Origin of the sequence: Amycolatopsis rhizosphaerae, from assembly GCF_007713715.1 — a bacterium.
Taxonomy (GTDB): Bacteria; Actinomycetota; Actinomycetes; order Mycobacteriales; family Pseudonocardiaceae; genus Amycolatopsis_E; species Amycolatopsis_E rhizosphaerae.
On record NZ_VJWX01000013.1, the window covers coordinates 17,003 to 36,279 of the forward strand.

The 19,277-nt window shown below is 70.6% G+C and carries 17 protein-coding genes; 1 reads left to right on the plus strand and 16 read right to left on the minus strand.

The features are described from left to right. Positions 1-71 precede the first annotated feature (71 nt). The 16 genes from FNH05_RS02845 to FNH05_RS02920 all read right to left on the minus strand — a co-directional run bounded on the left by FNH05_RS02845 (position 72) and on the right by FNH05_RS02920 (position 18,478). Positions 72-689 (minus strand): SRPBCC family protein, encoded by a 618-nt coding sequence (locus tag FNH05_RS02845; protein WP_144585676.1) that lies wholly within the window; start codon positions 687-689, stop codon positions 72-74. A gap of 52 nt (positions 690-741) precedes the next feature. Then, positions 742-1,956, minus strand: coding sequence for a macrolide family glycosyltransferase (locus FNH05_RS02850; RefSeq protein ID WP_144585677.1), 1,215 nt, complete (start codon positions 1,954-1,956; stop codon positions 742-744). Between the two features lie 86 nt (positions 1,957-2,042). After that, positions 2,043-2,846, minus strand: coding sequence for an ABC transporter permease (locus FNH05_RS02855; protein WP_144585678.1), 804 nt, complete (start codon positions 2,844-2,846; stop codon positions 2,043-2,045). Further along, the gene (locus FNH05_RS02860; protein ID WP_144585679.1) at positions 2,843-3,835 is read right to left on the minus strand and encodes an ATP-binding cassette domain-containing protein; all 993 of its coding nucleotides are present in this window, start codon (positions 3,833-3,835) and stop codon (positions 2,843-2,845) included. The genes FNH05_RS02855 and FNH05_RS02860 overlap by 4 nt, the downstream gene beginning before the upstream one ends. A gap of 161 nt (positions 3,836-3,996) precedes the next feature. Then, positions 3,997-4,791 (minus strand): class I SAM-dependent methyltransferase, encoded by a 795-nt coding sequence (locus tag FNH05_RS02865; RefSeq protein ID WP_186382344.1) that lies wholly within the window; start codon positions 4,789-4,791, stop codon positions 3,997-3,999. Between the two features lie 114 nt (positions 4,792-4,905). Beyond that, positions 4,906-5,511 carry an SRPBCC family protein gene (locus tag FNH05_RS02870; protein WP_144585681.1) on the minus strand — a complete coding sequence of 202 codons (606 nt, stop codon included), beginning with the start codon at positions 5,509-5,511 and terminating at the stop codon, positions 4,906-4,908. Between the two features lie 361 nt (positions 5,512-5,872). Beyond that, positions 5,873-6,526, minus strand: coding sequence for a winged helix-turn-helix transcriptional regulator (locus tag FNH05_RS02875; protein WP_246127476.1), 654 nt, complete (start codon positions 6,524-6,526; stop codon positions 5,873-5,875). 121 nt (positions 6,527-6,647) lie between these two features. Next, positions 6,648-7,775, minus strand: coding sequence for a trans-sulfuration enzyme family protein (locus tag FNH05_RS02880; RefSeq protein WP_144585683.1), 1,128 nt, complete (start codon positions 7,773-7,775; stop codon positions 6,648-6,650). Next, the gene (locus tag FNH05_RS02885) at positions 7,775-8,611 is read right to left on the minus strand and encodes a class I SAM-dependent methyltransferase (protein ID WP_144585684.1); all 837 of its coding nucleotides are present in this window, start codon (positions 8,609-8,611) and stop codon (positions 7,775-7,777) included. The genes FNH05_RS02880 and FNH05_RS02885 overlap by 1 nt, the downstream gene beginning before the upstream one ends. Before the next feature lie 31 nt (positions 8,612-8,642). Next, positions 8,643-9,917: an aminotransferase class V-fold PLP-dependent enzyme gene (locus FNH05_RS02890; RefSeq protein ID WP_144585685.1), complete on the minus strand. Its 1,275-nt coding sequence runs from the start codon at positions 9,915-9,917 to the stop codon at positions 8,643-8,645. 66 nt (positions 9,918-9,983) lie between these two features. Next, positions 9,984-10,274: a winged helix-turn-helix transcriptional regulator gene (locus FNH05_RS02895; protein ID WP_144585686.1), complete on the minus strand. Its 291-nt coding sequence runs from the start codon at positions 10,272-10,274 to the stop codon at positions 9,984-9,986. 85 nt (positions 10,275-10,359) lie between these two features. Next, positions 10,360-10,785, minus strand: coding sequence for an acyl-CoA thioesterase (locus tag FNH05_RS02900; protein ID WP_144585687.1), 426 nt, complete (start codon positions 10,783-10,785; stop codon positions 10,360-10,362). Next, positions 10,778-16,327 (minus strand): type I polyketide synthase, encoded by a 5,550-nt coding sequence (locus FNH05_RS02905; RefSeq protein ID WP_144585688.1) that lies wholly within the window; start codon positions 16,325-16,327, stop codon positions 10,778-10,780. Before FNH05_RS02905 ends, FNH05_RS02900 begins: the two co-directional genes overlap by 8 nt. Beyond that, entirely contained in the window at positions 16,324-17,004 is a 681-nt protein-coding gene (locus FNH05_RS02910; RefSeq protein ID WP_186382345.1) for a hypothetical protein, read from the minus strand. Before FNH05_RS02910 ends, FNH05_RS02905 begins: the two co-directional genes overlap by 4 nt. Further along, positions 17,001-17,573, minus strand: coding sequence for a hypothetical protein (locus tag FNH05_RS02915; RefSeq protein WP_144585689.1), 573 nt, complete (start codon positions 17,571-17,573; stop codon positions 17,001-17,003). Before FNH05_RS02915 ends, FNH05_RS02910 begins: the two co-directional genes overlap by 4 nt. Before the next feature lie 5 nt (positions 17,574-17,578). Next, complete coding sequence (locus FNH05_RS02920) at positions 17,579-18,478, minus strand: DUF1702 family protein (RefSeq protein WP_186382346.1); 900 nt, start codon at positions 18,476-18,478, stop codon at positions 17,579-17,581. 40 nt (positions 18,479-18,518) lie between these two features. Between FNH05_RS02920 and FNH05_RS37780 the strand changes: the two genes are divergently transcribed. Next, on the plus strand, positions 18,519-18,890 hold the full coding sequence (locus tag FNH05_RS37780) for a hypothetical protein (protein ID WP_186382347.1): 372 nt from the start codon (positions 18,519-18,521) through the stop codon (positions 18,888-18,890). Positions 18,891-19,277: the final 387 nt, after the last annotated feature.

Genomic DNA, 19,277 nt, shown 5'->3' on the forward strand with positions numbered 1-19,277 from the left:
ACGCGACCACCCACCGCCGCCGCGCGGCGAAATCAGCGCCGCGCGGCGGAATCGGATTCGGGGCCCGCCGGCTATTCGGGGGTGTAGAACTTGAGCGTCTCCTCGGCGGCCCTGGCCACCGCGGCGGAAGGGGCGACCTGTCGTTCGCCGAGTGTGGCGGCCCAGGCGTGAACCGACAACCTGGTGAACTCCATGGCCTCCTCCGACTCGAACCACCACTGCTTGTCCATGGGTTCGCCGGCGAGGTACTGGCCGAAGCCGACCAGCGCGGGATCCCACCCCACACCAACGGCCAACACGTGCGCGACCGCGTCGTCGCCCTCACCGGGTCCCGCGTGCTCCAGCTCCAGCGTGGTGCGGGCATCGCCTTCAGGCGTAAGGGTTACCACGAGCTCCTGGGCCGGGTGGCCCTCCGCCACCCACGTCAGATGCAACCGACTCGGCCGGTCGCACTCCAGGATCTCGCCTCCGGCGTGGCCCTCCAACTGGAACCTGCCGCCCTTCTCCAGGTCCCCGGACACCGGCAGGAACCACCGCTCGATCCGTTCCGGCGAGGTGATCGCGTCCCACACCTCCTCGACACTCGCGTCATACGTGCGCCGTACCACCGCGGCGTATCCCGCACCACCCGAAACCGATCGGGGCCGCACATCACGCGTGGTCGCCGCAATCCAGTCGTTGATACTCATTGGTTCATCCCCTCTAGATATCGACGGGTCCTGCGGCGACGATAGTCACAGATCACGTAGCGATTGTCATGTCGGGTCGGTTACTCGCCGAGCGGCCGAGTCGCGCGAGTACCGCGTCGGCGGCCCGGACGGCGCCGCCTGCGCCACGGATGTGGCGCTGCATGTCCTGAACCCTCGCGAGAGTGTCGGTGTCCCGGGCCAGTTCCTCCACGGTGTCGCGCAGCGAAGTCGCATCGAATCGATCGGGCGCGAGAGAGCGTCCCAGCCCCAGTTCCCCGACCCGTCGCGCCATGGGCTCGACCTCGAACGCGTAGTGCGGAACGGTCACCATCGGCCTACCCCAGTGGAGCGACTGCATAACGGTTCCCATCCCGCCATGCGTGACGCAGAGCTGTGCGTGCTCAAGGACGGCGAAGTGGGACAGCCAGCTGTGTGCCTCGACGTTGTCCGGCAGCGTTCCCAGCGCGCCGGGTTCGACGCGGCTGCCCAGTGTCATGACGACATGCCAGCGGGTGTTCGCGAAGGCCCGCAGACAGGTCCGGAACCACTCCGGATGGTCGTTGAAGCTGGTACCCAACGAGATCAGCAGCACCGGCCGGTCCGCCGGAGGTGTCCAACGGTCGCCCCGGTCTTCCAGCGCCGGCCCGACGAAGACGAAACGGTCGTCGAAGGTGTCTCCGGCGAACTGGAAGGCCCGTGGGATGAAGACCAGGTTGAGGTCCGCGATGCCATACCAGAACTCCTCGAGTTCCGGCCGCATGTCCCGGGCCTGGAGGACGTCCGCCAGTTCCGCACGGAAGCGCTCGAACGTGAGCGGGCCGGGAATTCCTGAGGCATCGACCATTTCCTGGTAGTACGAATAGTGGTCGTTGGTCGCGAAGCCGACGCTGAGCCGCACCGCCTCGCGGTTCCACCGGCGGGCCAACAGCCGCCCGGCGATGAACGGCGCGTCCTCGTAGAGGATCACGTCCGGCGGGGCCGCGTCGAATGCCGCCTCGGCTGCCCGCTGTATCCGCAGGTTTTCCTTCAGATACAGAAGATGCGGCAGTACGGGATCGCCGGCGCCGAACACCTCGGCCGGGTCCAGGCCCGCGACTGCCGACTCGTAGGTCAGTACCGACGCCCCGAACGAGGTTGTGGCGTCGGCGAACTCCTTGGTCGTGAGGTGCACGACCCGGTGCCCCCTGCGGGTGAGCTCGCCGACGAGCGAGAGGGTCGGGTACACATTGCCGGCGTGGGGTCCGGTGAGGAGCAGCGCCGTAATCATACTTTCAAAATATATACCAATACGGCAGCGAGTGCCACTCTCGCGGGCGGGCGGGACGACTCGCGCTCGCCCCGCCCGCCGCTCGGTCAGCGATTGGTCGTCCGGCCGTACTGCCGCACGGCCAGCGGCACGAAGACGAGCAGTATGCCCGCGACCCACAGCAGGCTGTACACCACCGGCTCGCGCAGTGGCCACGCCTCCGGGACCGGTGTGGCCGCGCTGATGTTGCCGAACAACTCCCGGGTTGCCTGCGCTATGGCCGAGACCGGGTTCCATTCGGCGAAGGTCCGCACGACCGCCGGCAACGGTTCGGCAGGCACGAACGTGGTCGCCAGAAGCGTCAGCGGGAAGACGATGACGGCCGTCGCGCTGTTGAAGACCTCGACGCTGGGCACGAGCAGGCCGAAGTAGGCCATCACCCAGGAAAAGGCGTAGGCGAACAGGAGCACGAGCAGCACGCCCAGCACCGCCTCGAGGAACGAGGACCGGATCCGCCACCCGACCAGCAGGCCCGTGAGCATCATGACGCCGATCGACAGCGCGTTGGGAACGATGTCGCTGGTCGTACGGCCCACCAGCACCGCCGACCGGGACGCCGGTAACGACCGGTACCGGTCGATCACACCCTTCTGCACGTCCTCGGCGACGCCGAGACCGGTGAAGGTGGCGCCGAACATGATGGTCTGCGCGAAGATCCCGCCGAGCAGGTACTCGCGATAGTTGCCGCCGGGGATGTGGATGACGTTGCCGAACACGAACGCGAACAGCAGGATGAACATGAACGGCGAGATCAGCATCATGACGATGATCTCGGGCGAGCGCTTGACCTTGATCAGGTTGCGTTTGGCGATGATGGCGCCGTCGGAGATGGCCTTGACTGCCGCGGTCACGACTTGACCTCCTGCTTGGTTCGATCGGCGGTCGGCTCGTCGCCGGACGTCGCGGTACCGTGCCCGGTGAGGGTCAGGAACACGTCGTCGAGGGTGGGACGCCGCAGCGACACGTCGTGTAGCGACACCTGGGCTTCGGCCAGCGATCGCAACAGGTTCGACAACATCTCGGGCCCCCCGGAGCCTGGAGCGGTCAGCCGCCGCGTGTCGCGGTCCACGCGGACCGCGTCGAGACCGGTCCTCCGCAGTACCTGCTCGGCGGCCTCGAGGTCACCGCTGCGCTCGACGACGAGTTCGACACGATCACCGCCGACCGTCCGCTTGAGCTCGTCCGGCGTGCCGTGGGCGATTTCCCGGCCGTCCGCGATCACCACGACGTCATCGGCCAGCTGGTCGGCCTCCTCCATGTACTGGGTCGTGAGCAGCACGGTGGAGCCGCCCTCGACCAGTCTGCGGATCCTGTCCCACAACATGTTGCGGCTGTTGGGATCCAGGCCGGTGGTGGGTTCGTCGAGGAACAACACCATTGGCTCCGCCACGATGGCCGCCGCGAGGTCCAAGCGCCTGCGCATGCCGCCGGAGTAGGTCTTGACGGGCCGGTCGCCTGCGTCGGTGAGTGCGAACTCGTCGATCAGCGCGCGTGCCCGTGCACGGGAGTCCGCCGCGCCGAGGCCGTACAGCCGTCCGACTATGTACAGGTTCTCGTTGCCGGTCAGGTACTCGTCGACGGCCGCGTTCTGTCCCGACAGGCCGATGCGCTCGCGTGCTCGCCCCGGTTCGGTGCGGATGTCGACGCCCGCGATCATCACCTCGCCTTCGTCGGGTTCGAGCAAGGTCGTCAGGATGCGGACGGCGGTCGTCTTGCCTGCGCCGTTGGGGCCGAGCAGCCCGAGCACGGTGCCTTTCTGGACTTCCAGGTCGAGACCGTCAAGCGCGACGACGCCGCCGTAGCGCTTCACGAGCCCGGACGCGCTGATGGTTGCGTTCATGCCGTGCCCCTGTCGTCGATGGTGGTCGCCGCCAAGTCTGGCCACATAACTTCACCAATCATGAGCGAATTTTCGGTGCCGTACACGCGGGCCGAAGCTGCTCTCGCCCCGCAGCGGGTGAGGATTCGTCCAGTGGCGCCTCCGGATTTCGCACTCCACGTTCAGTCCCGCCTGCGGCAGATCAGCTGCCAGAACCGCGCGATGTCGCGGTACGGGACGCGAGCGCACAGGGCCAGTTCGAGTTCCGTCGTCCGGCGCAGCCACTCCGGATCGCGTTTCAGATCGTCGTCGGACACGAGGTCGATCACCGTCCGGAGTCCGAACCGACCGGTCACCGCCGCCCCGGCGGCCCGTACGCCGGCCTCGACGTCCGCCCTCTCCAGCCGATGCATCATCGCGCCGACCGTGACCGAACGACGGGTCGGCGCATCGAGCAGCGCCAGTCCCTGCCCAGGGTTGCCGTCACGGACTGCCGCGGCGAGGACGTCCATCGCGGGATTGGGCGCGATGAGCGACAGCGTTCCGCCGGGGCGCGTCGCGGCGACGAGCCGGCCGACCAGCTCCGCCGGGTCGTCCCGGTAGTGCAGGACGTTGTGGCACAGCACAAGATCCCAGCCGGCGGAGCCGGTGGGGGGCGGCAGGGGACGGTCGTCGAGGTCCCGGTACTCGACCCGGAGCCGGTCGCGATCCAGGCCGCCCCGCTCGGCCGCCGCAACGGCCTCCGACAGCAGAACCGAGGAGCTGTCGATAATCGTCACCCGGTGGCCGGCCTCGAGGAACGGCAGTGAGTCGACGCCGTTCGCGCCGCCCACGTCGAGCACGTCGAGCACGTCGCGGCTTCGTCCCGGCGTGTCCGGCAGCGTGGACAGGATTCGCCGGACCAGGGCGTAGTACACGCGTGCCCACGGCGTTTGCTGCCAGGCGAGCCAATCCTCGGCCGCATGGTCGAACGCCACACGGCTATCCCGCGGTGACAGGGAATCGCTCATCAAGACGCCCCCAAGCGCTACTGTCGGGCAATGGCGCGGTGCACACCGAACCAGCACCTGGCAGCACAGGCAGCCCCTGGCTCAGGAACCCTGCCTGAGCAGCCGAACGTAAGCGACCTCGATGACCTGCGACCAGGCCATTCCGGCGTCGCGGCTGAGCGCGGCATCCTCTTCCGTTGGTTCGTACCACTCGAGCGACGGCTTGTCCGGAAGCTCGCCCGCGAGGTACTTGCCCAGGTATTTGAGCGGGGCTTCCCAGCCGGCACCGACTCCGTAGTCACCGGTCCTGGGATCGCTGGACACGAGCGCCTCTCGCACCGAGGCGTGCTCGAGTTCCAGCTGGGTTCCGCCCTCGACCTCCTTGAGCCGGATCTCGACCTCGTCCGGAACCGCACCTTCAAACGACCAGGTCAGGCGGAGGAGATGCGGTGCTTCGCACTTCAGGATCTCGCCATCCGCGTTCATCTCGATCGAGAAGGAGCCCCCCTCGCGGAGGTCACCGGTCACCGGGAGGAAGAACCTGTTGATGCGGTTCGGGTCGGTGATGGCGGACCAGACCTCCTCGATCGGGGCCGGGTAGACGCGACGCATGATCGCGGAGTGCGCGTCACCCGCACCGATCGTGCGCCGTCCCAGCTCGCGTTCGGTCAGATCCACCGGATGCTTGCTCTCGCTGCCACTGCTCATATCTCTCCATCCGAAGTCGTGTCGGCGCCGTCACACCGAACGTTGGAGCGAACCATATCAGAACTGGCCTATATAAGACCACACTAAATCTCTCGGGCCTCGTCAGTCGCTGCAGTGCCGTATAGCGACGTCGCTGTGTGAGCCTATAGCGATGTCACCCGAACCGCACCGGGCTGCGCCGGGTCGGCGACCAGTTGCCGGATTTTCGCGCTGGTGGCCCCCATGGATACGGCGACATCATCCCGGCCGAGGGTCCGCACGAGCAGGGACTCGCTATCGCATACTTACTCTATTTGGGTGGCAGAGCCGGTTCTGTGGGCGCGTCAGGCAGCGGGCCGCCGCACGGGAGTCGGCTGAGCGGTCAGGACAGCCCGAGCATTTTCGTGATGCGCTCGGCCGCCGCCGGTGCCCCGATGATCTTCACCGCGCCCGTGGTGATCGCCTGGAACGGAGACATCATCCCGGCCCCGATACGGATGAACGTGTCCGTGTCGCACTCGACGGTCAGGTCCGGGTCCGCCACCGGTCCCCGGCTGAAGGCGACCTCGCCGTCGCGCACGGCGATGCTGAACACTTCCTCGGCCACACGGAACTGATAGACCTCCGACACGTCCGGCACCGTGTCCGGGGAGATCATCGACTGCACCGCCAGAAACCCCCACGCCGCACGGGTGGCGCCCGTGCTGTCCTCCTCGCCGAGGAACCGCAGACCCCAGCGGGCGAGCGCCAGCACCGGCTGGCGAAGCTGCTCCCCCACCTCGGTGAGCACGTATTGGCGGGCTCGCCCGTCCCCCGGCACCGGTCTCTGTGTCACGACCCCGAGGTCGATCAGCGTGCGCAGGCGTTCAGTCAGCAGATTGGGCCCCATGCCCGGCAGGTTGTCGTGCAGATCGTTGAACCGGGTGGGACCGATGAGCAGCTCGCGCACCACCAGCAGGGTCCACCGCTCGCCGATCACGTTCAGCGCGCCGGCGAGCCCGCAGAACTGGCCGTAGTCGCGCTTCGAGGACGCCAACACCCCACCTCGCTTCCCCGGAGCATGGTAGCCGCCGGCGGAAACGATCAGCCATTCCTGATCAAGACGGGTCGGTGCGGTTGCCCGAACGCCCCTCGAAGTCATCTCGTGGTACGACGTTTCACGACGGGCTCAGCGCTTGCAGGAGGTCCTCCAGCAGGTCCTCCGGGTCCTCGATGCCGACGGACAACCGCACGAGGTCGTCGGTGATCCCCAGCCGCAGCCGCACGTCCGGCGGTATGGGCCGGTGGGTCGTCGTCGCCGGGCACTGAGCGAGCGAGCGCACACCACCGAGACTCACGGCGTCGGCGAAGTAGCGGCTGCGGCGCAACAGCCCCGCCACGTCCGCGCGGTAACGGAACGCGACGACCGAGCCGAACCCGCTCATCTGACGTGCGGCCACCTCGTGCCCGGGGTGGCCGGGCAGGCCTGGGTAGCGCACCTCGGCGACGTGCGGTGACTCCCGCAGCGCCGACGCGAGCTTGCCCGCGGTCTCGACCTGCCGGGCGGTCCGCAACGAGAGCGTCTTCAGTCCGCGATGGACCAGGAAACTGTCGAACGGGCTCGGCACGCTGCCGGTCGTCGTGCGATGCGTGGTGAACAGGTCGTGCAGGTCGGCGCGGTCGTGCACGAGCGCGCCGCCGAGCACGTCGAGGTGCCCGGCGACGGACTTCGTGGTGCTGCAGAGCGTTACGTCCGCACCCCATCGCAGCGGCTGCTGGAGCGCAGGCCCGGCGAGCGTGTTGTCGACCAGCACCAGGCAACCCCTCGCGTGGGCGCGGCGGCACACCTCGGCGAGGTCGGCGACCTTGAGCATCGGGTTCGTCGGCGTCTCGACCCACACCAGCGCCTCCGCCGCCCACGGGTCGGCGAAGGCATCGGCGACCGCGGCGGGATCGGCGAGGTCGACCGGCCGCACGTCCAGACGGGAGGATGTGAGCAGGGCGTACGTGCCGCCGTAGACGTCGTCGGAGACGATGACCCGCCCCGCGCCTGCCAAGGTCGCCAGTGCGGTGGCGCCCGCGGCCTGCCCTGAAGCGAACACCGTGGCGAACCGGACGTCCTCCAGCGCCGCCAGCGCTCTCTCCAGCGCCTCCCTGGTCGGATTTTCGCCCCGCGCGTAGAAGTACGCGGGCGGATCCTGCACGCCGTGCGCATAGGTGCTCGCGAGATGCAGGGGCGGGACGACGTCACCGGTGCCCTCGGCGAGTTCGTGGCCGGCGTGTACGAGACGGGTGTCGAACCTCATCACGCAACCGCCCGCACGCACCGGCACACCGAGGTCAGGTCCACCTCACCGGCCGGGGTGAGGCGGCGCTCGGCGGCCTCTTCGAGCGCCCGCCGCACGCCCTTCGGGACGCTGTCGGCCAGGCGCCGTAACCGGGGCGGCAGCACGTCGAGGGTGAAGCGGGCGAACGCGTCCGGCGAGTCCAGTGTGAAGCCCACGACGTGCTCGGTGACCTCTACGTCGCGGAACCCGGCCGCGGCGACGGTGTCCCGCAGCACCGCCGGGTCCGCCAGCGCGAACGGGCCAGGACCGCCGGGCGGTGGCGGGTCGAGGGCGAGGTGATCCGCTACGGTGGCGAAGCCGAGGGCGATCATCGGCACGGACGGGGGCCGGCCCCATACGGCGGCGGCCAGCACCCCGCCGGGCACAAGTGCGGCGCGCAGTGCGCGCGCCGTGGCCTCCGGGTCTCCGGTCAACGGCAGCGCCCACCGGCTGAGCACGACGTCCTGCCCACCGGGTGCGGCGTCGGCGTCCCCGACCACGAACTCCACGCCGTCCCGTCCGGCGGCGCGGGTTCTGGCCAGCTCGATCATCGCGGGTGACAGGTCCACGCCGACCACCCGGCCGGTCGGGCCGGTCACGTCCGCGGCCGTCAGCGCCGGGTCGCCGAGCCCGGTGCCGAAGTCGAGCACGGAGTGTCCCGGCCGCACCCCGCCCATGCGGATCAGTAGTTCGGAGACTGCCGAGGCGGCACGTTCGAAGTCGGCGGACCAGCGCGACCAGCCCTCGCTGACGGCGTTCCAGACGGCGGTCTGCTCGGCCCTGATGCGGTCCAGCTCGTCGGTCGTGGGTGCCATGCCTTCTCCTGTTCGTGCGAGCGTCGGACGGTCAGAGGAACCGAGTGGCCGGGTGCTCGGTCGTCCAGAATCCGGGGCGCACGGTCCGGAGTGCCCGCGCCACCGCGTCGACGTCGTCGCGGGTGTTGTAAACGCCGAACGACAGGCGCACGGTGCCGACGAGGTCGAGGGTGTCGAGGAAGGTGCTGGCGCAGTGCACACCCGCGCGGACCGCGACATCGTGCTGGTCGAGGTGGCCGCCGACATCGTAGGGGTGGATGCCGTCGACGACGAACGACACGATGCCGCTCGGGTTCTCCTCCGGCGCACCGACCACCCGCACGCGGGGCAGGCCCGACAACCGCCGAACCGCGAACCGCACCAGATCCTCGTCATGGGCCCGCACCGCCGCCCGCCCCAGCCCGTCGACGTAGCGAAGGGCGGCGGCCAGCCCGATGGCACCCGCGACGTTCGGGGTGCCTGCTTCGAGGCGGTGCGGCACCGGCACGTACCGGACCGGCTCGGTGGCGCTGACGCCCTTGACCGTTCCGCCGCCGACCCGGGTGGGCCGCAGGTCCGCGAGAAGGTCGCTTCTGCCGTACAGGACGCCCGTGCCCATGGGGCCGTAGATCTTGTGGGCGGAGAAGCAGTAGAAGTCGGCGTCGAGTGCCTGGACGTCGACGGGGTGGTGCGGAATCGCCTGCGCTCCGTCGACCAGTGCCGGCACGCCGTTCCCGTGGGCGTCGGCGATCAGTTCTCGCACCGGGTTGACGGTGCCGAGCACGTTGGACACGTGCGAGATCGCGACCAGCTTCACGCGTGGCCCGAGCAGCGCGGCGAACGCCTCGCGATCCACTCGGCCCCGGCCGTCGGTGGGCGCCACCAGCAGGCGCGCCCCCGTCTCCTCGGCGAGCCTGCGCCACGGCAGCAGGTTGCTGTTGTGCTCCATGCCGGTCACCAGCACGGCGTCGCCGGGGCCGACGAGACGGCGGCCGAGCCCGTCGACCACGAGGTTGACCGAGTCGGTGGTCCCGGCGGTGAACACGACCTCCTCCGGCTTGGCGACGTGAAGGGCCTGCGCGACGCAGGCCCGCGCCTCTTCGTAGAGATCGGTGGAGAGACGGCCGAGCGTGTGGTAGCCACGGCCGACGTTGCTGTTGGCCGAGGAGTAGTAGCCGACGATCGCATCCAGCACCTGCCGGGGCTTGTGTGTGGTGGCGGCGTTGTCCAGGTAGGCACCGGGGCGCGTGGCGAAGATCGGGAAGTCGTCGCGCACCGACGCGGGCAGTGCCCCGCCCGCGACGTCGTGGTCCGCGATGTGCGTCATGGAGGTTCCTCCTCGATCGGTCTCACGTGGTACCGCGCCGGGTCCGTCGGCGCCGACTCCACGCCGTCACCTGAAATTGAGCCGTCCCCACCTCGCCAGCATGGCCAGCGGGCCGCGCAGGCGGAGACCGAGAGGAGTCAGGCGGTACTCCCTGTCTCGCTCCACGAGACCGTTTTCGCACAGCCGGTCGAGCTTCTCCCGAAGCAGTGCGCGGTCGAGACCCGGGACGCCGTCGAGTAACTCGTCCTCGTCGGCCGGTGCCACGAGGAGTTCCCGAACCACCAGCACGGTCCACGGGTCACCCACCACGTCGAGGCCGGCGACCAGTGCGCAGAACTCACGATCATCGTCGGTCATGGTCGTCGACTCCTCGCCGCGCGGTCGTAGACGATCGCGTCGTGGATCGGGTGCGGTTCGACCCGCGGCGGGACAAGCGGGTGGCTCATGTCGTCGCCTTCACGCCGTAGGAGGACAGTGCCCGGGACAGTTCGTCGGGGACACGGATGGGCAGCACACCGTTCTCGGTGCGGCGCAGGCACGACACGGCCTGCTGGCCACGGGCGACAAGCCGGCCCTCGCGCCGGAACTCGTAGTCCATCTCGACGCGGTTGCCCCGCGAACCACTGAGGGTCATGCCGATCTCGATCACGTCGAGCGCGAACACTTCGGCGAAGTACTCCATCGAGCAGGACACGGTCACCATGACCAGTTCGCCCGCGCACACGTCGTGCAGCACGCCGGGCGCGTGGTCGGCGAGGAACGCCTCCCGGCAGTGCCCCTGCCAGTGCAGGTAGTGGGCGAAGTAGACGTTGCCGACCACATTGGTCTCGTCGAACATCACCCGGTGGCGGACCACGTACTCACGCATGTCGCCCCCTCCCCGCGGCGATCGCGACGATCGGTTCGCCCAGTCCCGCGACCCGCGGCCTGGCCACGACCACGGCCACGCCTTCGCCGGACAACACCGCGAGGCGGTCATCGGTGACCTCGTTCACTTCCAGCGGTGCCGCTGCGCCGACTCCGAGCCGGGTCAGCGCGGTACGGCCCGCGGCGATCCGTCCGGCCGCGACCTCGACGGGTTCGTCGAGCTTGCGCGCCAGCTCGGCGATCACCTCCCCGTCGGCCCCGCTGGCGAGCGCGAGGCCGGCCGAGCCCCACGCGAGGCCGATCGGCCGGTCCGCACGACCGAGCAGCACGTGCCCTGGTCCGTCCACGGTCACCCAGCCGTCCCGCCGGCTGCCGTCCGCTTCCGCGGCGGCTACGACCAGTTCGACCCGCTGCGCCACGTCCAGCTCGATCAGACGGCGGCTGAACAAGGGGCCGACGAGCGAGACCGGCATCGGCTCGTCCCAGCCGACCGGGCCGATCGCCCGCAGCCGCAGCCCGTCCCAGCGGGCGACCGCGTCGCCGACCGCGTTCACCACGTCCACGTCGAACACGTAGTCGTCGACGGTGTGCGAGCGCTCGACGGCGTGCACCCGCAGTACCCCGCTCGGCTGGCGCCACACGGTGAACCGGTCCGCACCGACCGGCAACGCACGCCGGTGCGGCACGCACGCGAGCAACACGTGCAGTGCCGCGTCATGCGCACCGGGATCGCCGAGCAGCAGGCGCTGGTGGTGGAAGTCGGAGAACCACCTCTCACCGGGCTCGGCCCTGACCCGGGCCCGCACCTCGAATGCCGAGAGGCTGTCGTAGGCGAGCAGGCGACGAAACCGGCCGGTGTGGAACAGCAGCGGCCCGTAGAACGGGTGCGGCCGGTCGTCGTCCGGCTCGAACCCGTCGAGGGGCACGGTCGACGCGGGCGGCGCGGCTGCTTCGTGGACCGCGGCGGTGAACCGGTCGGCGACGAAGCCGTCCGAATCGTCACGCAGGGCGACCCGAACTCCGACCCCGTCGTCGGTCAGTGCCAGGACCCGCACGGTGCGGGAGCCGCGTTCCCCGACGACGACCGGGCTGTGCAGGTTGATGTCGGCGAACGACCAGCCGCGCCGGGAGTGGTCCGCAACCGCCTCGGCCGCCTCGGCCGCCTGGGCCATGGCCTCCAGCCCGAGCACGGCAGGCAGCACCGGCACCCCGTCGACGCGGTGTTCGTCCAGGTAGGGATCGTCGCCAAGGGACAGCGAGGCCACCGCCCCGGCCTCGACGCCCGGGACCCGCACCGGCAGATCCTCGGTGAACCGCAATGGCTCCAGCACGTGCCCGCCCACCGCGAGCGTCGGCCCCGCAGGGAACCGGCCGGTGAGCAGGACCGTGACCGGCGCGTGCCGGTCGGTGAGCACCCGCAGCATCGCGTCCGGTCCGGTGTCCGGGTCGATGGGGGTGATGCCGGCGGCGGCGAGGTCATCGACCACGCCCATGCGCTCCCCCATCCCGGCCCCCGCCCACAGCGACCACTCCAGGTAGAAGTACCGGCGGCCCGGCACGACGGGAGCGCGTTCCAGTTCCGTGCGCAGCCAGTCGTTGGCCACGCAGTACTCAGCCTCGCCAGGCAGGCCCCGCCTGCCGATGATCGACCCGAAGCCGACCACGAGCCGCAGCCTGGGCGCGGCATCCAGGAGCAGGCGGAGGCCCGTCACCTTCGGAGCAAGGGTCCGCCGGAGTGTCTCCGAGGTCACGGCGTCCATCCGTTGCGGTGTGTTGACCCCGGCGCCGTGCAGGAGCCCGCGGACCGGGCCCAGCACGCCGGCCGCGCTGACCGCGCGGGCCACGTCGTCCGGGTCGGTGACGTCGGCCTGGACGTAGTGCGCGGGTACCCCGAACGCGTCGAGTGCCCCGGTGACCCGGGACGTGTCGGGCGCCGATCGGCCCAGCAGCACCAGCGTGCAACCGGTACGGCGGGCCAGCGCGGCGCCACACAGTGCGGTGATGCCGTCGGCGCCGCCGGTCACCAGGCACACGTCGCCCTCGGCGAGCGGCAGTTCGGTGTCCGGTCCCGGCCGAAGCACGTGGGTGGTGATCCGCTCGACCCCGTCCGAGGTCACCCGCAGTTCCTGGTAGCCACCGTCCACGACCAGCCGCGGGTCCAGCGTGTCCACAGTGGAATCGACGACCGTGACCGCGCAGCCGCCCAGTTCGACGGCCGCGCTCCGCCCGATGGCGGCTGCCGCCGGATGGCCGGAGTGGGCGACCAGCAACCGTTGCGGACGGGTCCTCGCGACCAGCGCCAGTACCCGCGCGACCTCCTCCGGGGCGGTGTCCTCGAGCCAGACGGCGAGACCGCTACCGGGCAGGGCGTTGCTGTGCAGCCAGTGACCGGCCGGGGCGTCGACGGTCCACTCGCCGGGCTCGGGCACCGGGCCCACCGGCTCGGCCGGTACCCATCTGTGTTCGAAGGCGCGGACCCAGTCGGCCAGCCCAGCGGGCGGATCGGCCGGCTCCCGCGCCGCGGCGGGTGGCCGGGTCGCCAGCAACTCGGCGATGTCGGCCACCGTGGCGTCCACAACGGACAGTTCGGGTCCTGGCGGCTTGCGATCGAGCACGCCGGCGATGGCCGCGACCACCTGCACGACCTGCAGTGAGTTCAGGTGCAGGTCGGCCAGCAGCGTGCTCTCCGCGCGGATGGCCGAGGGCGGCAGCTCCAGCGTGCGGCTCAGGTGCGCCCGCACGACCTCCAGCGGCGCGATCCCGCCGGCGTCCCGTTGGTCCGCCACGACGGGCTCGATGGGTGCGCTCGCCCGCGGCGGCACGTCCGGCTCCGGCGGCCGCGCGGCGGCCGGACCGGTCTCGCACGGGCTGGCCAGCAGCTCGATCGTGGTGCCGACGTCGAGTGGGCGCGTCACACGTCCCGCGAACCACGCGTCCAGGTCGCCCGCGCCGGAGGCGGCGAGGGCGGCCGTGGCCACGGCGTGGCGCCGCGGGTGCCCGCTGTCGAGTGAGAACACCGGTACCTCCGGCACGATGACACGGGCCAGGTCGGTCAGTGTCGTGCCGGGGCCTGCCTCCACCAGGAGGTCGCAGCGCCGCGCGACCTCACGCGTCGCCTCCTCGAAGCGCACCGGGCTGGTCATCTGGCCGCCAAACAGTGCCCTCAGGTCGGTGTTCGAGGTCAGGACGCGGCCGGTGACCGTCGAGAACACGGGCCGTCCGACCGGGGAGAACGAGACGGCCGCCAGCTCGGCGCGCCATGGTTCGACCACGCCGGTCATCGCCGTGCTGTGGAACCCGTGCGACACGGGCAGCGCGATGGCTGGCACATCCTGGGCGCGGGCCCGGAGCACGAGCTGGTCGAGGTCCGCGACCAGCCCGGACACGGTGGTCTGTGCCGGGCCGTTGAAGCCCGCGATCTCCACGTCCAGCCCTTCGGTGAGCGCGGTGGCCCGCTCCGCGTCCACGCCGATCGCGACCATGCCGGTGCCGGTCCGGCCGTGTTCGGCCATCACACGGCCGCGCACAACGGCCAGCCGGAGGCCGGCGGCCGGATCGATGGCCCCCGCCCACACCAGTGCGCTGATCTCGCCGAGGCTGTGCCCGGTCGCGGCCACCGGCCGGCAGCCGCATGCGTCCAGCCACGCCAGCGCGGCCAGCGACTGGCGCACGATCGCCGGCTGGGCGACGGCGGTGTCGCAAGAGTCGTCCACGAGCCGCACGCCGGTGGCGGCGGGCACGTCCAGACCGTCGGCCCACGTGCCGAGGGCCGCGCGGACCGGCGCGGCCTGGCCGGGCAGTAGCAGGCCCACCCGGGGCGCCGGACCGGAGGTGAGCACCACACCCGCACCTTCGTCCAGCAAGAACCGGCCGTCCCAGGTCCTCAGGTGGTCACGCGCGGCGGTGGCCGCGCCGTGCAGGCGGTCCGGGGTGTCGGCGACGAGCGCGCACCGTACCGCGCCCGCACCACGGCGGGACGCGTGCCGGGTGGCGGCCAGGTCGTGCAGTTCGGCGGAGGACAGCACCGGCGCGAGTTCCGCGAACTCGCCGGCCAGCGCCGCCAACGCCGCGGAATCGCCCGCGTCCAGCAGCACGATGTCGTGCCGGGGCAGGTGTCGGCTGAGCGCGGCCACCCGCCGCGGCAGTTCCCCGGCCGGCCGTGCGGGCAGGCCACGCAGGACGACGTGGGCGTTGACGCCGCCGAAACCCGTCGACGACACGGAGGCCAGCGGTGTGGGCGTGAGCCAGGGTTCCACCTCGTCCAGTACCCGCAGCGGCGTGCCGGCACGGGCCAGCAACTCGTGCGGCCGCTCCACCCCGGTGGTGGGCGGCAGCACGCGGTGGTGCACGGCCAACGTGGCCTTGATCAACCCGGCCACGCCGGCCGCCGCCTTCGTGTGGCCGATGTTGGCCTTGATCGAGCCGAGCGCCGCCCGGGCCGCGCCGTCGCCACGCACCGCGGCGAGCGCGGTGAGCTCGACCTCGTCACCGACCTTCGTGCCGGTGCCGTGGCCTTCGACGAGTTCGACGGAGTCCGGCACCACCCCGGCCATCCGGTACGCCCGGGTCATGGCCAGCTCCTGCCCGTAGGGCCGGGGCCGGATGAGCCCGCCGGAGCCGTCGGACGAGGTTCCCCAACCCGTGAGGACCGCATAGGTGCGCAACCCTGCCCGCTCGGCCTCCTCGGCGCGCATGAGTGCCACGACACCGCAGCCCTCGCCGGGGAGGAATCCGGTCGGCGACTGGTCGTAGACCCGCATCTCGTCGACCGCGAGCGCGCCGGTCCTGGCGAAACCGACCAGTTCGAACGGATCGAGGCTGAGGTCGACCCCGCCCGCGAGCGCGAAGTCGAGATCGCCGGCGAGCAGCGCACCGCAGGCCGTTATGACGGACAGCAGGCTGGATGCGCACGCCCCGTCGACGGTGAAGCCGGAACCGTGGAAGTCGAAGTGGTTGCACACCCTGCCGGCGATCGTGTTCGACAGCGCGCCGGCGAGCGTCTCGTCGCCCGGTGTGGGGAACGGGTCGCACACGAAGTCGCGCAGGAGTGTGAGCGCCCGCGCGCCGCTGTCGCCGTTGATCCCCGCGCCCTCCAGCGCCGCTGCGGCGGCGCGGCGGATGAACGGCCACCGCAACCGCAGCTGCGCGGCCCGGGAGAACTCGCCGGTCAACGAGTTGCCGAAGAGCACACCGACCCGGTCCCGGTCGAGCCCGCCGCCGTCCGTGAACCCGGCGTCGACCAGTGCGTCGGCCGCCGTCTCGAGCGCGAGCCAGTGCGTGTGGTCCACCGCGCGGTGCAGCGGGCCGGGCACCCCGAAGCGCTCGCGGTCGAACCGCCAGTCCCGCAGCAGGCCGGCACGGGTGAGGTAGGTGCGGTCGGGGTCGTCCGCCGCGCCGAGGTAGGTCCGCGACAGGCGGTATTCCGGAATCCGCCGGAACCCGCGCCGCCGCCCGAGCACGGTCTCCCACAGCTTCGCCGGCGAGTCGGCGTCGGGGTACCGGCACGCCATCCCGACGATCGCGACCCCGGCCGGCGAGTTCACGGCTTCCCCGCGGTCGCGAGCGTCGGCGTGGCCGTACCCGGTGACGAGGAGGTACCCGGCCGCCAGGACGCCGCCAGGACGCCGAGTGGCAGCAGCCAGTCGATCGCGCCGGTGGTGAGGTTGGTGAAGTGATAGGGCGGGGCGATGCCGACCCAGGGGAACAGTACGAGGATGACCGCGATGCCGGTGTTCGACGGGTTGAGCAGGTGGCGCGGCTTCCCGTTGACCCGCAACCGAAAGAGGTACTTGCTGCCGTTTGCGACCACGACCGCGAAGATGTACGGCCACAGGGAGGCGTTGCCCCACAACAACATGCCGCAGGCGAGGCCGGTGATGTGCGCGGGCAGCAGGAAGACCGCCAGCGCCTGCGGGCCGCCGCCGTAGGCGGGCCGCACGCCGCGGGCCCACGCGTCGAGCGCCTCGAACCCCAGCGCGGTCGCGTAGCTGACCGCGATGACGATGATCGGCGCGATCGGCGCCTGCTCGAAACCGAGCACGGTGTGGCCGAGGATGTTGAAGACGGTGATCGAGATCGCGAACCGCACCAGTGCCTTGACCCGGCGCTGTTCGGGTGTGGGGCCGGGCCGGGCGCTCGCCGACGGAACGGGCCCGCTGTCGAGCGCCTCGCCCTCGTGCCGGCCGCCGTCCAGACCCGGTGGTGTCGAGGTGGTGGTCATCGCACTTCCGCCGTTCCGTCGGTGCCGAGCAGAATGGTTGAGCGGCCGGGTCGCACCTCGACCCGCGCCTCGTGACTCCCTTCCGCGTCACGCCAGGCGTCCGGGAAGTAGTTGCCGATGAGGAGGTCGAGGTTGCCGTCGATGTCGACCGGCACGCACCCCATCGGGGCCATGGTGGTGTCGTAGGGCAGCCCGACCGGGACGAGCCGGACCGGCGCATAACCGTCCTTTTCAGACGGTCGGGCCGGGAGCAACGTCACGGAGTCGTCTCGCGGGTCGACCAGGCACAGGTCGGCGGGGCGGCCAAGGCCGCGAAGGTCGGACAGGCCTGCCGCCGCACCGACGGAGGAGATCCAGGACCGGATGCCGCCCAGTGCGGGCGCCACCTCCCGGGGGGTGCGGGCATTCGGCGGCCCGGGGTTGACCGGTTCCGCGACGAACCGGTAGTTGTCCGCGAGCGCCCCGGCCTCCTTCTCGCTCAGGGCGGGCCGGACGACCATCAGGCCCGCGGCCGCGCTCAAGGCCACGATGATCCCGGAGGCGAACAGTTGCCGTGCTGTGGTTCGCATGTGGTTCAGTCCTCGCCGTCCGAGCCGAGGCGTTCGGCGGCCAGTTTCCGCAGCCGCTGCTTCCACCGCAGGTAGGCGTGCACGTCCATCGAGTCGGTCAGGTCCGCCGCAGCGGTGTCGCACCACTCGGCCGCGTCTTCCGCCGACGCGCCGAGGAACCGGCCCGTCGCGCGCCGGGTGTGGGCAGGCACGGTCCCCGACCGGTACCGGGCAGCCGCGCCGAACACAACGCCCTGCAGGAAGTGTTCGCGGTACCGGGTGGAGAACTCGGCCAGCCGGTCGAGCGCGTCGTCGTCCGCCGCGCCGGCGTAGGCGACGGCCAGGCCGACGCCGGCCCACACGTGCGGGCGCGCTGCCGGAGCGATCCGGCCGATCTCCTCCGCGACGCCGTCGGGGTCGGCTGATTCCGCGAACCACAGCGCCCGGCCGCAGCCGGCGAGCCTGGCCTCCCAGCGCGGCCCCTGCCGTGCGGCGGCACGGCGCCGCAGTGCCTTCAGCCCTCCGAAGTAGACCTCCCCGAACCCGGAGCCGTCGAGCGCCAGCCAGCGCAGCAGGGGCTGCTCCGGCAGACGTGGCACGACCGTCACCCGCGCCGGCGTGAACAGCCAGCCCGCACCGACGTTGATCAGGTGGACGTAACCGTCCCCCGGCCCCGCCAGCAACCGGCGCACGGCACGCGTACGGCCCGCGGTGAGAAGGTCCGCGAGGCCGGCGAACATGCCGGCGCCCTCGTAGGCGAACCCGCGCTCCTCCTCGGGAACCTGGTCGTGCAGTTCCTCGTGCGGCGCGAGCCCATGGGCCGCCGCGAGGTTGAATCCACGCAGAAAATTCCTCGCGTGTTCTTCGAGAATGGCGCGCGCCGCCGGCCGGTCGACCCGGAACCCGCGTTCCCGGAAATCCGCCATCCGCAGCGGAAGACGAAGCCACGACGATATTTTTGACACCGTGGACGGCGCGTCGTTTCGGATCGACTCTTGCACGAATTCCCCATCCGTCGAGGCGGTTCGCACCTACCGCACATACAGCCGTTCCTACCAGCAACAACTGCCCCTGCTCAACCAGATCGGCCAACTTCACACGATCGTCGCAGAGGGCGACGGAGAGCAATCGGCGAGTGGTATCCAAAAAGGACTCGGAACGTTTTTACGGGCAGGCCGGCGACAAATCATGAAAAATATTAACAACATTTTCCCGCCGGATGCCCCGACGCATCTGTCACATCTGTCGAAAAGCGACCAGGGTCAGCGGTATTCCTTGGTGCATTCTCTGCGACCATCGGCAAATTGTCCGCCACTGTTCCACAAGCGGAACACGTGACACGAATCCCGTGTGGTGCGACGCCACGCCACGCGCCCCACAGGTCACATCGCTCTCGAAGGCCCGGGCGGGCAACCATATTTCTCTCCCAGGCCCAACGACCTCCAAGTGTCCCCGGGGGTGGTCCAACTTGTTCTAGCAGCCCGCCCAGGAGACCACAAGGTCAGGACTCCCACTTTGCCCCATTCAGCCCAGTTCACTATCGATAAATCTAACTACCTGTCCAGCCTGTCATGAGCCACGGCGCTGCCCGCCCCGGCGAAACCCGCCGGTGCGGCGATCACCATAACCGCCGCGGCGACCGGACGGCACGGTCGGCCGTCGAGCAACGTTAGCGCGGCCAACGCGGCCGTCATCAGCACAACCGGAACGACAACGGCCTGTGGC

Excerpts from the sequence above, each read along its gene's own strand:
- FNH05_RS02880 (WP_144585683.1), bottom strand. The coding sequence starts at position 7,775 with ATGAGGTTCGACACCCGTCTCGTACACGCCGGCCACGAACTCGCCGAG.
- FNH05_RS02915 (WP_144585689.1), bottom strand. The coding sequence starts at position 17,573 with ATGCGAACCACAGCACGGCAACTGTTCGCCTCCGGGATCATCGTGGCC.
- FNH05_RS02860 (WP_144585679.1), bottom strand. The coding sequence starts at position 3,835 with ATGAACGCAACCATCAGCGCGTCCGGGCTCGTGAAGCGCTACGGCGGC.
- FNH05_RS02920 (WP_186382346.1), bottom strand. The coding sequence starts at position 18,478 with ATGGCGGATTTCCGGGAACGCGGGTTCCGGGTCGACCGGCCGGCGGCG.
- FNH05_RS02900 (WP_144585687.1), bottom strand. The coding sequence starts at position 10,785 with ATGCGTGAGTACGTGGTCCGCCACCGGGTGATGTTCGACGAGACCAAT.
- FNH05_RS02870 (WP_144585681.1), bottom strand. The coding sequence starts at position 5,511 with ATGAGCAGTGGCAGCGAGAGCAAGCATCCGGTGGATCTGACCGAACGC.
- FNH05_RS02885 (WP_144585684.1), bottom strand. The coding sequence starts at position 8,611 with ATGGCACCCACGACCGACGAGCTGGACCGCATCAGGGCCGAGCAGACC.
- FNH05_RS02850 (WP_144585677.1), bottom strand. The coding sequence starts at position 1,956 with ATGATTACGGCGCTGCTCCTCACCGGACCCCACGCCGGCAATGTGTAC.
- FNH05_RS02895 (WP_144585686.1), bottom strand. The coding sequence starts at position 10,274 with ATGACCGACGATGATCGTGAGTTCTGCGCACTGGTCGCCGGCCTCGAC.
- FNH05_RS02910 (WP_186382345.1), bottom strand. The coding sequence starts at position 17,004 with ATGACCACCACCTCGACACCACCGGGTCTGGACGGCGGCCGGCACGAG.
- FNH05_RS02845 (WP_144585676.1), bottom strand. The coding sequence starts at position 689 with ATGAGTATCAACGACTGGATTGCGGCGACCACGCGTGATGTGCGGCCC.
- FNH05_RS02890 (WP_144585685.1), bottom strand. The coding sequence starts at position 9,917 with ATGACGCACATCGCGGACCACGACGTCGCGGGCGGGGCACTGCCCGCG.